The organism is Bacillota bacterium, from assembly GCA_040754315.1.
Lineage (GTDB): Bacteria > Bacillota > Sulfobacillia > DUSP01 > JBFMCS01 > JBFMCS01.
On record JBFMCS010000044.1, the window covers coordinates 47120 to 62015 of the forward strand.

Below are 14896 nucleotides of genomic sequence, written 5' to 3' on the forward strand. Positions count from 1 at the left end.
CAACCCCATCGAATATTATACAATGCCAACCCCCTTTTCGTCCTCCATGCAACTAGGCCAATCAAGTTCCGCTACAATACGAAAACGGTGGGCGTCCGGCCAAGGCCAAGCATCTCACTGGCATTAGGTACCCGCCGTGCGCATGAGGTATTCGTGAGAATGTCCTCCAGTACTTAAAACTTTTCCATCACATCATAATAACCCTCTTTTTGGAGAGGATATTGCCCCGCCCACAGCGAACATGGACACCAACACCCCGTACAGTAGGAGTGATATGATGAGGGTCATCAGACTCACTTTTGAGCGCGGCGGAACCCTTGAGGTTGAGCTGGATCATGAGTCCGCCCCGGAAACGTGCCGTATCGTGTTGGGTGCCGCTCCATGGGAGGCAGAGGTGCTTCACTCCCGCTGGTCAGGAAGGGAGGTGAACTTCTCCATTCCTTGCCACAAAGATGTGCCACCTCCGGAGAATCAAACCTGCTACACCAGTGAAGGTGCTGTGGTGTACTGGAGAGAGTGGGATCTGCCGGCCGGGGAGAGCCCTGAGGTCATCGCCGTGTATTACGGCCCTGAGCTGGCCAGGGACCATTACCGGAGCCTGAAGGTCAATGTGTTTGGCCGGGTTTTCCCTGGCCACCAGGAAAAGGTTAAGGAGATCGGAGAGCGGGTTTGGTGCTTTGGAAAGGAGAACGTGAAGGTCGAGGTCTTAAGTGAGATACAGCCAACCCTAATCTTGTCAGGGGAGGAGGAGCCCTCTTGAAGCCACTGCGAGTTGCCATGGACATAGGCGGCACCTTCACAGACTTCGTTCTGTTTGACTCTACGACCGGGACGTATCTTACGGAAAAGGTCTCGACCACGCCTAAGAACCTGGCCGAAGGCATACTGCGGGGGTTAGAGAACCTTGGGCGTAGCCTCGGTGATATAGAATTCTGCGTCCATGGAACCACGGCTGGTCTGAATGCCTTCCTGGAGAGGAAAGGCGCGAGGGTCGCTCTCATAACAACCCAGGGGTTCCGTGATGTCTACGAGATCGCCAGGGGCAACCGCCCTGAGATGTACAACATAAGGTACCGCAAGCCAAAGCCGCTGATTCGCCGCAGGGATGTCTTTGAAGTAGAAGAGCGCACGAGATATGACGGCTCCATCATGAAGCCCCTTGATACCGGCTCCCTCGAAGAGGTCGCCAATCGCATCCGGGAGGACGGCTACGAGTCGATTACCGTAGCGCTTCTTCACTCTTATATGAACCCCAGCCACGAAATGGCTGTGAGGGACTACTTGAGGCAACACCTACCGGGAGTGTCCGTGACCCTCTCTCATGAAGTTAGCAGGGAGTGGAGGGAGTACGAACGCACGAGCACCAGTGTGCTGAATGCCTACGTTGCACCCATAGTGGAACGGTATCTCAGCAAGCTGGAAGAAGAGGTCCAGGACAGGGGCTTGACGGAGTCTCTCTACATAATGAGGTCAAACGGTGGGGTCATGACTGCGGAGGTGGCCAAGGCGAACCCTATCCAGACACTGCTTTCGGGTCCCGTAGGGGGAGCGGTGGGAGGCGTTACCCTGGCTGAGACCGGGGGCTACGAAAATCTTGTGCTCATTGACATGGGAGGAACGAGCTTCGATGTCAGCATGGTAATAAAGGGACGCCCAGATGTGACTACCGAGACAGACCTGGAGGGCTTCCCTGTCCTTACACCCATGGTGAACATCCATACCATCGGTGCGGGTGGAGGTAGCATTGCGTGGCTTGAAGAGGGCGGCCTCAGGGTAGGCCCGGCGAGCGCCGGGGCGGACCCTGGCCCGGCCTGTTACGGGCGGGGAGGCACTGAATCCACCGTAACCGATGCCAATGTGACGCTCGGCCGCATTGATCCCGATCACTTCCTCGGCGGAAACATGAGACTCCACCCGGAGAGGTCCATCGACTCGGTAGGAAGGATAGCTGATAGACTTGGATTGCCCGTTGTGGAGACCGCCGAGGGGATCTGCGATGTAGCCAACGCGAAGATGGCGGATGCCATCCGGCAAATCACCGTGAGGAAGGGCATAGATCCCCGGGATTTCAGCTTGGTGGCCTTCGGTGGAGCCGGCCCGATGCATGCGGTCTTTATAGCGGAGGAATTGGGTATCAGGACGGTGATGGTGCCTTCAATGCCAGGTGCCTTTTCGGCCTGGGGCATGCTGACCACCGACATTCGCCACGATGAGGTTGGGACCTTCTTCCGCCCGGCAACCGGAGCTGATGCCCAGGAGATCGACGGGATATTCCAGGCCATCGAACACAAGGCTGCGGGTGTTCTTGCCAGGCAGAAGGTATCCAGGGACAAGATGACCTTTGGCCGCAGCGCTGACATGAGGTATATGGGCCAGGAATACACCGTGAACGTGCTATTGCCTCAGACCCATGGCTCTGACGTCACCTCGCTGGTGCAGGGTTTTCACGACAAGCACCTGGATATCTACGGCCATAACAGCCCAAATGAACCAGTTGAGTTCGTTAACCTCCGTGTGGCCGGGATGGGGCAGCTTGACATCTGCCCGGCGCAAGCCCTGGAAGATGCTGTGGATTCCTCTCCTAGGCCACGCACGCGGAAGATGGTTACCTTCAGGGGTGAGCTCCATGAAACGACTGTGTACAACCGGTCCACCCTGCGCCACGGGCACAGCCTCACTGGACCGGCGATAATTGAGGAACTTACAGCAACGACAGTAGTGCCTCCGGGATACGGGGCCCGCGTAGACCGAATGGGAACGATAAACATCACCCCATTGGAGGTGAGACAGTGATGAACCTGGAGAACTCCAACGTCACGTATCTTGAGAACCCGATCACTACTGAGATTATACGGAATGCCCTGAACTCCGCAGCCCAAGAGATGAACCAGAGCCTCTTTCGCAGTGCATACAGCCCAGTCATATACGAAATGAAGGATTGCAGCGTAGGGCTTTTCGACGCAGAGACAAACGCCCTGGGACAGTCAGCGGGACTCCCCATCTTCCTTGGCAACCTCGAGGTCTGCATTGAGGGAACGCTGGAAGCCTTTGGCAGGGAGAACCTGCGCGAGGGCGACGTGTTCGCCATGAACGATTCATATCTAACCGGTACACACCTCAATGATATTACTGTTGTTTCCCCGATCTTCTTTGACGGCAAGATAGCCGGCTTCACCGCGAATCGCGCCCATTGGCTGGATGTAGGAAGCAAGGACCCAGGAATGCCCATGGATTCTACTGAGATATACCAGGAGGGCTTCCGGCTGGGGCCTACAAAGATAATCGATGCTGGAGTCCCGCGACACGATGTGATTGACTTCATTGGCAGGAACAGCCGGTTCCACCGTGCCGCACTGGGTGACCTCAACGCTCAGATATCCGCGTGCCGGACCGGGGAGAAGAGGTTACAGGCGATCCTTAAGAGATTCGGGCCTGAAACAGTCACCAGGGCGTGCCAGGACGTGTTCGCTCAATCAGAACGCATTGCCCGGCGGAGCATAAAAGACATCGCCGATGGCGTGTACGAGGCTGAAGGCACCCTGGACAGCGATGGATACAGCGATGAACCCGTACTCGTGAAGGTCAAGGTGGTCATTGCCGGTGATGAGATGAGCATAGACCTGGACGGTTCCAGCGCGATGCGGAAAGGCGGTACGAATTGCGGTTGGGCCCAGACCGTCTCGGCATGCCGCGTGGCCTACAAGGCGCTAATCTGCCCCGACTCCCCAGTAACTGGAGGTACGTTCAAGCCGCTCACGGTAAAGGCTCCTCCCAAGTCCATATTCACAGCGGAAGAACCTGCGGGGGTCGCGTGGTATTTCAGCCACCTGGGGCTACTGATAGACCTGGTCGTAAAGGCACTGGCGCCGGCCATACCTGAGCGCGCAGCAGCGGCTCACTACGGGGATTCCATGGTAATAACATTCACCGGGACCGATCCTCGTACTACTGCCCCCTTTCTCTCGGTGGAAGCCACGGTCGGAGGCTGGGGTTCGTCCCAGGGGAGCGACGGCCAGGATGCCCTGATAAACAACGTAAATGGTGACTTCAAGAACTTGCCGGTGGAGGTCTTTGAGAACAAGTATCCCCTCACATTGCTGCGCTATGGGCTTCGTCCTGACACCGGTGGCCGCGGAGCCTTCCGGGGCGGCCTGGGAGCCTTTAGAGAATACCTGGTTGACACCGGTGAATGCTACCTGTACTTGTGGTGGGAACGCTCAAGGACACCAGCGTGGGGCTTGCTAGGGGGCGAGGCTGCTGTTGGCCCCCAGGTTGTGATCAACCCCGGCGGTGACAACGAACGCTGCATGCTCAAGGTCAACGGGCTGAAGCTCACCCGGGGCGACGTGGTCAGCTGCAGGACGGGTGGGGGAGGGGGGTTTGGCGAGCCATTCATGAGGGACCCTGAGAAGGCCAGGGAGGATATCATCAACGGTTATGTGACTCGGGCATAAGGCTCCCAGGCGTCCGGGACAAGGTTTTCTATCTGGTCGTCTACTTAGACCGTTCCGAGAGCCTCAGTATAAGGGCGAGGGCCTCCTCCCAGGGGGCACCCGCCCTGTTACCCGGATCTCACAGCAGGCCGGAGCATGCTGAAGTGTTACTAGCAGGGATCGACAGGGGCCAGGGCTAGGACCTTCAGGTCCCTGGCCGCGGAATTCAACCTCCTGGCTCCATCGCAGGTTATCTCAACAAGGTCTTCTATCCTCACGCCGAACTGCCCAGGCAGGTAGATTCCGGGCTCAACGCTGAACACCATTCCCTCGGCCAGAAGGTCCATGTTTCCCTCTTCAATCGAGGGGAGTTCATGTACCTCGAGCCCAATTCCATGACCTGTCCTGTGGATGAAGAACTCACCGTAGCCTTGACTCTCGATAACCCGCCTCGCGGCTCTGTCTACTTCCTGGGCAGGTATGCCAGGATCTGCCCTCTGGAATGCGGCCTCCTGGGCCTCCAGCACGACCTCGTAGACCTCCCTCATGATCGGGGTCGGCTCGCCAATGAACACAGTCCTGGTGATATCTGACGGGTAGCCCTGGAAGCTTCCTCCGAAATCCATGATAAGAGCATCCCCGGCTTGAAGCCTTCTTTCCCCCGAAGTGTGGTGAGGAAAGGCGGAGTTGGGTCCTGAACCTATGATCGGATCGAAGGAGAGCCTTCCCGCTCCCTTCATGGCGAAGGCGCGCTGGATCAATCCAACCACATCGAGTTCGCTCATCCCCTCCCTCAACAACCCGAAGACCTCGTTCATCACCGCATCTGCCAGCGATGAGGCACGCCTGAGGCAGTCAAGCTCGTGCTTAGCCTTGACGGTACGTGCCTCCCCCAGTACCGCGTCCCCTGTCACGTACCTGCACGAGGGCATTCGCTCGATCATGTTTAGAAGCATCACGGAGCGAAGCCATGGATCCACTGCTATCGTTGCTGAGTCCAGGCCACGCTCTCTCATGGAGGCAGCCAGCACGCAATAGGGGTCTTCCCCGTCAGCCCATTCCCGTATCTGGATTCCAGGAATGTGGGTCTCAAGATCGGTGACTTGGAGCCTGGGCGCAATCAGAAAAGGCTCATCGTCTCTGGGAAGCAGCATGCAAAGCAGTCTCTCGTCAGAGAATGGCGTGTACTCCAGGAGGTAATGGAAATTCACGGACGGCACCACGAGCAGGCAGTCAACCCTCTTTTGCGTCATGATCTCCCTGATACGGCTCAAACGCTCCCTCTTCACCTGACCATCACTCTCATCTGTGGCGGACCCTCCGTTTCGTTGCTGCTCGGAAGCTGCGGCGATTGGATGGGTGGATACGCACGGGAATAAACCCCAGTCAAAGAGAGCCAATCCCTGCGACCGGAAGAAAACCGGTCAGCGCCGTCTTGGTCTCGATAGAGTCTCAATGGCGACGGCCAGGAAGATGAACCCCGGGAACACAAGGAGGTTAAGGCCATTGCCTACCAGCCCAAGAAGCAGCCCGCCAGGGATGGTGCCGCCTATCGTCCCCTGCCCTCCTAGCCGGGCGGTCCCTGAGGGCGATGCTGTATGTGCCCCTCAACCCCTTCGTGGTTACCAGGATGTCAACAACGGCCGGGTTCGGTACGAGGTCCTTCGTGCCCGTGAGAACCGCACCCGCGGGATCTCTTGGGGTTGACAGCACCTTGCCGGTGAAGGCTGACCCCGAAGCCTCATCTTCCACAACGAAGTCCGTAAACGTTCCCCCGACATCCACTGACACGCGAAATCCGTCCATGAAAATATGCTCGGTCCCCCGTTCCCCGTGAAGTAGGCACCATTGTTCCGGGGCCATGGCCTTACCCAGGTCTCTTGGCAGCTAGCGCCGCCTCCGTCGCGACAGCGTCTCAATGGCCACGGCGAAGAAGATGATGGCTCCTTCGAACATGCGCTGGTAGAAGGGAGGGACGTTCAGGAGATTGAAGCCGTTCCCCACCAATCGCAGCAGCAAGACACCAAGGATGGTGCCGCCAATCGCACCTTGGCCTCCCAGGATACTGGTGCCGCCGATTACGACACGGGCGATGGCCTGCAGGGCAACAAGTTCACCGATGTCGCCCTGCCCCTGCCCCATGCGCGATACCGTGATAACCCCGGCCAAGGCGGCGGCAAAGCCGGTGATGCCGAAAACCAGGATCTGTATGAGCTGCACGTTTATCCCGGACAACCGGGCAGCCTCGGCATTTCCTCCAACGGCGTACACATGGCGGCCGAATCTGGTACGTGAAAGAAGGACCCATGTAAACAGGGCAAAAGCGGCGAAGATAAATATGGGAGTCCTAACTGAGAAGATAGTGGACTGCCCCAGCACGCTGAAGGCCGGATCCCTGACGATGATGAGGCGCCCGTCCGTCAAGACAAGCGCCGTTCCGCCGATGATAAGGCTGGAGGCGAGCGTGGCGATGAATGAGTGCAGCCGGAGGACGGAAATAACCAGGCCGTTCAACAATCCGATGAGCAGTCCCACGAGAGCCCCCACTACAAGCCCCAGTTTGGTGTAACCGGAGACAGCTATCAAGGCGGCCACCGACCCGCCCATGGCGAAGACCGCACCGCTGGAAAGGTCGAAGTTGCCGCTGATGATGGCGATGGTGTGCGCACAGGCTACTATGCCAATGTGAGCTGACTGGTCCAGGATGTTGTGGATGTTTCGCACCGACAAGAAGGCCGGGCTGGCAAAACTAAGGAAGAAAAAGGTCAGAAGAGCAGCGATCCCGATGGCGTACTTCCTTGTGAGGGCTCCGAAGGTTAAGCCACCTATCACCTTCTGTCTAACCGGTTGGTCCTGGCTATCCCTTCCCTTGGCCACCTCAATGTCTCCTTTTCTGTTCAGTCGCGAAGATCGCGTGCATGACGTCTTCTTCCCTGACGCAGGAGGCGTCGAACTCCGCTACTATCCGTCCCAAGCGCATGCAGAGTACCCGGTGTGACAGTTTCAGAACCTCGTCCAGCTCTGAGGAAATCAGGAGAACAGCCATTCCGCGCTCAGCGAGGGAGATCAGCAACCGGTAGATCGCCCGCTTGGCTCCAACATCGACACCTGTCGTCGGCTCGTCCGCTATGAAGAGCCGTGGGGGCTGAAAGAGCCACTTGGCAAACAGAACCTTCTGCTGGTTTCCGCCTGACAGGCTCGTTACCAGGGCATCTGGATTCGGTGGCCTCACATCGAGATCTCTTAGAAGGTTGCGTACCAGGGAATCCTCCTCCTCGGACTTCACAAAGGGCCCGAGCGACACGGCATCAAGGTGCGGGAGAGACACATTGTATCGCACGTCCTTGCGCATTACGAGGCCTTCCAGCTTTCTGCTCTCGGGCAAAAAAGCTATGCCCGCCCTCATGGCATCCCTGGGCGACCTTATGTCCATCGGTTCTCCGCATATCCTGATCTGGCCTTTGTCCTTAGGGTAGGCCCCGAAGATTGTCTTGGCCAGCTCCGAGCGGCCGCTCCCAACAAGCCCCGCCAGGCCCACGATCTCTCCCGCGCGGATCCGGAATGAGACATCGTGAAGACGCCTCTCTTGACTCAGGCCCTCGACTGAAAGGACCTCTGCCGACTCTCCGGGAGACTTGGCCCTGGGCGGGAAGAGCTCTGTCACCGAGATCCCGATCATGCCTTCAACTAACGAGTTGACCGTCTCCTCTTTGGCGAGCGCCGTGCGGATCAGGCGGCCGTTTCTGAGGATCGTCACACTATCCGCCAGATTCAATACCTCTTGCAGGAAATGCGAGATGTATATGATGGTGGTCCCTGTATCCTTCAGGTAACGAACGATCTGGAGAAGCCTTCCCGTCTTTTCCGCTGAAAGGGAGGTTGTGGGCTCGTCCATCACCAGAATCTGGGTGTTCCTGGCGATGGCCCGCATTATCTCAACTACCTTCTGCTCCGCGAAGCCCAGGGACGAAACCTCCACACCGGGCTCAAGATCGAATCCCAATCTCTCCACGAGGGCATCAAAGTCCAAGCGCATCTTGTCTTCATCTATCAACCCGTACCGCCGGTTCTCAATGCCAAGGAAGACATTGTCAATGACGCTTCTCTTGGGAACGAGCGACACCTCTTGGGAGATCACTGCTATACTGTCCCTAAGCGCATCCGCAGGCGAATGGTAGATGACTTGCCGGCCGTTCACGAGGAGATCACCCTCGTCCTGGGGAATCACACCGCTGATGATCTTGCCCAGAGTGGATTTCCCGGCCCCGTTTTCCCCGACGAGCCCGTGGATACAGCCTTTCTGAATCGTCAAATTGAGGTCAGCAAGCGCCTCAATCGCGTCATAGCGCTTGCTGATTCCCCTCAATTCAACGACCGGTGCGCTACTAACCTTGGAAGCCACTGGCATCAAGATGTCACCACTGGGGTTTGAAGAGATGCACGTTGCCCTGGGTGATCATCGGGCCCTCGGGTGGAAGCGGCGGGCGACGGTCCTCGAGGTTCACGGAGCGAGGGACCTGCTCCCCGCGGGCTGCCTTGTAGGCCAGCTCTATCACGATCTCTCCCTCTGTATAGGGTATGTCGGCGTACGATCCGAACCAGCGCTTCTCATTGATTGCCTCCCAGCCTTGGATGCTGCAGCCGTTGCCGATGAAGAAGATCCCCTCAAGGCCGGCTTCCATCGCTGCGTCTTCAGCGCCAAGGGTCATCTGGTCGCCGGAAGATACAACTATGTTGATATCGGGCTGAGCCTGGAACACGTCCTGCATGATCTCGAAGGAGGTGTCCCGCCTGTACAAACCCTCCTGGAAAGCTGCAATCTCGATATGCGGGTAGTCCTTTATGACCTCTTCCAACGCGGCAAAGCGCTCCTGGTCGATCGTGAGCCCCTGGCTCCCGATCAAGTAGGCCACCTTGGCCTTCTCCAGGCCCTCGGCAGCCTCCACAACAGCCTTGCCTAGCCAGGTGCCTGTTGACCAGCCGGTGCGCCCTACCATGGCTGTTACTCCTTCGGGATGCGGATCAAGGGACCGGAGGTTCGGACCGATCGGTGCATCGACTCCGATGACGATCAAGCCTGCGTCAAGGGCTTCTTGGACTACGGGGACGATCCCGGTACTGTCCTGCGGGTGAATAGCCAAGACATCGTAGGTGCCCGCGGTGATCGCGTCTCTTATCTGGTTTATCTGCTCGATGGGGTCAAACTCACACGAGAAAATGCTCAGCTCCACGTCGAGACCGTCATTCTCGATCTTGTCCATCATTCCGTCTATTTTTGCCTGCTCCCATGCGTTCGCCCGGACAAGAATGAAGGCTGCAACCCTTACTGTTTCAAGGGCCGGTTCTTCGTCCTCTTCCTCTTCCTCTGGCGGCGGAGCCGCCTGCCCGCAGCCCATTATGGCCATGACAATGAGCAACAAAACCGCTACCAGAAAGTGAAACCTGGCCTTCCGCACGGTAATCCCTCCCAGGTAAAAGATGGACTTCACCGAGAAACCGCACTGGTCCGGTGACACTCCCCCTCTCCAGGTCTCGTTTACCCAGTCTCCCGCCTCTAGGGCCTGACGCTCTCCGTGCTCTCTTGGAACGGCACAAGGGGCTCCCTTCGCTGGATGGGTATTAGTCTCAATAGGGAGATCCTTCGCTCTATTCACGGTTGCTTTACGTAATTCCTCACACATCCGGAAATTCCTCCTCTCGATTCTCACAGGATTGAAATTGCCAGGACGCTGCGCGGAATAACCGGACCTGGCTTCTGAACGCCCTCCGCGCCTTCGTGGCTGGCGTATTATATGGCAAACTAGCAGGGAACAAAGGATGGGCGAGCTGGCGGCATTGCCAGGGGATTCTGGCCGCTGGCCATCGTTGTTTTGTCCATGCAAAACGAGAGAAAACGGGTTATGCCCGGTCAGCGAGCGTTCTCCCTGCTACGCGTGCGATGGGAAACGAGGGAACGCAGAGGCGCTATCCCAGGGCAATTCTAGTGATAGTGTAAATTGCTCTCCCTCAAGAGGAGGTTGCTCCCGGTGCAGCGAAGATTCAAAGGTGACTTCTGGAAAGACAGGGAAGCAGGTGCCTGGGCAGGGCGACACCTTCTGCCATGCGGCACCGCCACCACCGGGCCGGGCCTCTTCATCATCCCCTCCAGCGAGACGGGCTCCAAACAAGAGCGCTCCAGGCACCTTGCATTCTCAAAGGGGGTGTGAGTGAGGCATCGGGTTCCGACCACAATTCTTCTTGACCTTCTAGCGAGGACTGGGGATCGGACCACAAGACAAATCCAATAGTGAATGGGGGGACCATCGTGTCTTTGCGCATTGGCGTCGATATCGGGGGAACATTCACCGACGCGGTCTATCTTGACGAAGAGACGGGACTTCACTCTCCCTCCAAGGTTTCGTCAACTCCCGAAGACTACGCCGTGGGGGTGCTGAATTCCATACGTATGCTTCTGGAAGACATGCGCAATGTCACCTTCGTGACCCATGGAACCACAGTAGGAGTGAATTCCCTCCTTCAAGGCCGCCTCATCCCCATGGGCCTCATAACCTCAAGAGGCTTCAGGGATGTCCTGGAACTGGGCCGCAGCAACAGGGTCAACAGCTATGACCCATTCTATGCTATGCCCCGCCCTCTTGTACCCCGGTACCTGCGGATGGAGGTGGATGAACGCATAGATTGTGACGGCAACGTAGTGACCCCTCTTGACGAGGTGCAGGCCAGGGGCATCGTCCGGGCACTTGCAGGCCACAACGTTAAAGGCATAGCCGTCTGCCTTCTGAACTCCTACGCCAATCCAGTCCACGAGAACATGCTCCGGGCGATCATATCTGAGGAGTTCCCCCAGATGCTCCTATCCATCTCCTCCGGTATTACCCGGGAGTACCGGGAGTACGAGCGCACCTCCACTACCGTAATAAACCTGGGGATCATGAAGGACATGAGCCATTACCTCACGAGCCTCGAGACCAGCCTTCGAGATCTCGGTTACGGGCACAAGCTCTTCATCATGCAGTCCAATGGAGGCATGATGGGCAGCGGGCTCGCCAAGTGCGCGCCCGTTTATACTATACAATCCACCTTGGCAGGGGGGATCATAGGCATCGAGACCCTCTCGCGCGTGCTTGGTGAACCTAACATGATCGGTGCTGACATGGGCGGCACCAGTTTCGATGTGGAACTGGTCATCAACGGGGAGGCCAAGACAATCCCTTCCTTCAAGATACAAACTCCCACTTCAGGCGGTGACGGGTATCCCGTAATGACCCCCACCCTCGATGTTCACTCCATAGGAGCTGGCGGGGGAAGCGTGGCCTGGGTTGACGAAGGAGGAGGGCTACACGTGGGCCCCCAGAGCATGGGGCCCTCTCCCGGGCCAGCCTGTTACGGCCTGGGCGGCGACCAGCCTACAGTAACCGATGCTAACGTCGTCCTGGGACGCCTGAATCCCCACCACCTCCTGGGAGGAGGGATGCGCCTTGTACCCGAGGCATCCCATGCGGTGATCGGGCAGCTGGCGCGGCGCTTCTTTATGGGAGAGCCGGAACTGGCCTCGGGGGTACTCAAGATCGTATGCAACAACATGGCAGGCGCGATCCGCACCATGACCCTCAGGAGGGGACTTGACCCGCGTGAATTCACACTGGTGGCTTTTGGCGGAGCCGGGCCCCTTCACGCTGCCCAGCTTGCCGATAACCTGGGCATAGAGCGGGTTCTCGTCGTGAACGCCCCTGGGAACTTCTCAGCCTGGGGCATGCTCATGGCTCCCGTGAAGCACGACTTCGTCCAGACCTGCGTGACTCCCCTGGATGAGGCCGACCTTGCGAGCCTCAACTCCCATTTCGTCCACCTGGAGGAATCGGGAAGGAGACAGCTCTTGGATGAGGGTGTCAAAGAGGACCAGATATCCTGCATAAGGGTGCTTGACGTGCGCTATTCCGGCCAGGAGCACACCATTCCCATCATCATCGGAGGCGAAGCGGTGACTCGGGCAGCCTGCAGCGAGATCGCATCAAGGTTCGACGAGGAACACCAGCGGATCTACCTGCACTCAGCTCCGGGAGAGGCAAAGCAGGTAGTCACCCTGCGCGTGACTATGATAGGCAAGATGCACAAACCCAGCCTCTTGGAGATAGAACAGGGAGGACCGAATCTACCCCAAAACGCGGCCCTGCCCGGCAGGAAGACATACTTCGAGACAACGGGCTTTGTGGACAGCCCCGTTTACGACCGCGCTCGGCTAAAGGCTGGCAGCGTCATCGATGGCCCTGCCGTCATCGAGGAGGTTACCTCCACAACACTTGTGCCACCCAACTGGAGGGTACGGGTAGATCGTTTCGGCCACCTCATAATGACAATCTCGGGGAGGGACGAGCCGTGAAGATTGACCCGGTAATGGTGGAACTTGTCACAAACTCGCTGGTAAGGTGCTGTGAGGAGATGAGGGTCACCGTCGAGCGGACAGCTTACAGCACCATCATCTCCGAGACGGTCGACTTCAGCTGCGCGCTTCTGGACACTGACAAGAACCTCGTGGCTGAGGCCTCAGGCATCCCCGTGTTCTTGGCAAACCTGTCAGAAGCGGTAAGTGAAGTTGATCGGATAATAGGGTTTGAAAACCTTGAAGAGGGGGATGTCGTTTTCTGCAATGACCCCTACAGCGGTGGCTTCTCTCACAATCCCGACGTCACAGTCATCGCGCCAGTCTTCTATGAAGGACACCTGGTGCTCTTTTCTGCCTTCAAAGGGCACATCCTGGACTTGGGCGGGATCTACGCTGGGGGCTGGTACAACAACACTGTGGAAACGTACCAGGAGGGAGTCATGTTTCCCCCCGTGAAACTCTACATAAGGGGCGCACCCAACGAGGACATCATCCGGGTCATCCGGCGGAACTCGCGGCTGCCCGAGGCGCTGCTGGGGGATATCAGGGCGATGGTCTCGGCCGTCCGGGTGGGCGGAGAACGCGCCAAGACACTCATCAAGAAGTACGGGAAAGAGGTGTTCTTCGGATGTGTGGGCCAGACCCTCGAGATATCCGAAGCAATTGCCCGCAAGGCGGTGGAGGCCATCCCCGACGGGGTCTATTCGGGACACTACTACTCGGACGGCGGAGGCGACGACACGAAGCCCCTCAGCGACAGGCTCATGGTGAAGATGACCATCACCGTGGATGGCGATCGCCTGGTAGTGGATCTCACGGGCAGCAGCCCTCAGTGCGCCGGTCCCACCAACTGTCCCAGGCCGACGACGGTCTCCCAGATAAGATACGGCTTCAAGGCCTTGACAACGCCCTTCATGCCGAGTAACGAGGGATGCTTCCGGCCGCTGGAGATCATAATCCCGGAGGCCTCCATATTCGACCCACTGATGCCAACGGCAACAAGCCTCCTCTGGGCACCCTCAGTAAGCCTTCCCGATCTCATGCTGAAACTGGTCACGAGCCAGGCACCTGATAAGGCCAGGGCCGGGCATTTCGGAGATGTGTGCGCCGATTTCCTGTACGGCACCGATCCCAGGACGGGCAGATTCTATATCTACGCGGAGCCCACCGCGGGGGGCTGGGGAGCCAAGCCCTACGAAGATGGCGAGACCATGTTCTGCTATGCGGACGGGAACACGTACAGCATGCCAGTGGAGGTCCTGGAGGTCAAGTATCCCGTACGCGTCTTGCGCTACGGCCTGTCGCCCGACACCGGGGGACCTGGGAGGTACCGCGGTGGCCTTGGAATATTCCGGGACTACAGCCCCGTCGGGCACACCATGCGGACCACGGTAACCTTCGACCGGCGAAAGTACTCGCCGGCCTGGGGGGTATTCGGTGGCAAAGAGGGCTACCCCAACAAGGTCGTGGTGCTCCGGAATGGCTCATCGGAAGAATACGGGAAGATCACTGACCTTGAGGTTCATTCGGGGGAAGTGATAAGTCTTCGTGGCGGCGGAGGCGGTGGCTATGGTGATCCCATGGAACGGGATCCCAGGGCCGTGGCATGGGATGTCCTGAACGGATACATATCGCTCGAGGCGGCCCGGAGGGAGTATGGCGTGGTCCTTGACCCCTCTTCACTGGAGGTCGACGAGGGTGAAACCGCCGTCCTGAGAGGGCCTGGGAAAGGGGCCAAATAGCGGTAGGCCCCAGCCGGAGAAAGAGTGTCCCGGCCGAGCCAAAGGCAGGCTTGGCAAGCGGATCCGGGCATGAATGACAGGCATCCGGGCATCCATGGAGGAGGATGAAACAGTTACCGGATAACTGACTTTTCCTCTAGAAACCTGCCCGAAGCATTTGACAAGGAGGCAAAAATGATGTATACTATAGAGAAGATTGGTGAGGATTTCGTGGTGGTCAACGGTGAACGGATTGAAGTTGACCCGCCATTTGAGACCATGCCAGACAAGCAAGAATATGAGATTTGGTTGAACGAGGTAATGCTGGATGCTGTTGAGACAATTGGAAGTAGAGAGAA

General features: G+C 58.0%; 11 protein-coding genes. 6 read left to right on the top strand and 5 right to left on the bottom strand.

The window, feature by feature from the left end; genetic code table 11:
• Positions 1-277: 277 nt before the first annotated feature.
• From AB1576_09285 to AB1576_09295, 3 genes are read left to right on the top strand one after another with little or no spacing between them, the layout of a single operon-like run.
• Entirely contained in the window at positions 278-760 is a 483-nt protein-coding gene (locus AB1576_09285) for a DUF3830 family protein (protein ID MEW6081947.1), read from the top strand.
• Complete coding sequence (locus AB1576_09290) at positions 757-2793, top strand: hydantoinase/oxoprolinase family protein (GenBank protein ID MEW6081948.1); 2037 nt, start codon at positions 757-759, stop codon at positions 2791-2793. The genes AB1576_09285 and AB1576_09290 overlap by 4 nt, the downstream gene beginning before the upstream one ends.
• Positions 2793-4454, top strand: a complete 1662-nt coding sequence (locus AB1576_09295) for a hydantoinase B/oxoprolinase family protein (protein ID MEW6081949.1) — start codon at positions 2793-2795, stop codon at positions 4452-4454. The genes AB1576_09290 and AB1576_09295 overlap by 1 nt, the downstream gene beginning before the upstream one ends.
• 149 nt (positions 4455-4603) lie before the next feature.
• On the opposite strand, the gene AB1576_09300 is transcribed toward AB1576_09295, so the two are convergent.
• The 5 genes from AB1576_09300 to AB1576_09320 form a co-directional block, all read right to left on the bottom strand.
• Entirely contained in the window at positions 4604-5707 is a 1104-nt protein-coding gene (locus tag AB1576_09300) for an aminopeptidase P family protein (protein MEW6081950.1), read from the bottom strand.
• A gap of 223 nt (positions 5708-5930) precedes the next feature.
• Positions 5931-6239, bottom strand: a complete 309-nt coding sequence (locus AB1576_09305; GenBank protein ID MEW6081951.1) for a hydantoinase/oxoprolinase N-terminal domain-containing protein — start codon at positions 6237-6239, stop codon at positions 5931-5933.
• Between the two features lie 81 nt (positions 6240-6320).
• Complete coding sequence (locus AB1576_09310; protein ID MEW6081952.1) at positions 6321-7310, bottom strand: ABC transporter permease; 990 nt, start codon at positions 7308-7310, stop codon at positions 6321-6323.
• 1 nt (position 7311) lies between these two features.
• Entirely contained in the window at positions 7312-8841 is a 1530-nt protein-coding gene (locus AB1576_09315) for a sugar ABC transporter ATP-binding protein (GenBank protein ID MEW6081953.1), read from the bottom strand.
• A gap of 7 nt (positions 8842-8848) precedes the next feature.
• Positions 8849-9949 carry a sugar ABC transporter substrate-binding protein gene (locus AB1576_09320; GenBank protein MEW6081954.1) on the bottom strand — a complete coding sequence of 367 codons (1101 nt, stop codon included), beginning with the start codon at positions 9947-9949 and terminating at the stop codon, positions 8849-8851.
• A 510-nt stretch (positions 9950-10459) separates the two neighbouring features.
• Between AB1576_09320 and AB1576_09325 the strand changes: the two genes are divergently transcribed.
• From AB1576_09325 to AB1576_09335, 3 genes are all read left to right on the top strand, one after another.
• A complete protein-coding gene (locus AB1576_09325; GenBank protein ID MEW6081955.1) occupies positions 10460-10639 on the top strand; it encodes a hypothetical protein in 180 nt (59 codons plus the stop codon).
• Between the two features lie 98 nt (positions 10640-10737).
• Positions 10738-12813 (top strand): hydantoinase/oxoprolinase family protein, encoded by a 2076-nt coding sequence (locus AB1576_09330; protein ID MEW6081956.1) that lies wholly within the window; start codon positions 10738-10740, stop codon positions 12811-12813.
• Positions 12810-14558, top strand: a complete 1749-nt coding sequence (locus AB1576_09335; GenBank protein ID MEW6081957.1) for a hydantoinase B/oxoprolinase family protein — start codon at positions 12810-12812, stop codon at positions 14556-14558. The genes AB1576_09330 and AB1576_09335 overlap by 4 nt, the downstream gene beginning before the upstream one ends.
• The last annotated feature ends 338 nt before the right edge of the window (positions 14559-14896 follow it).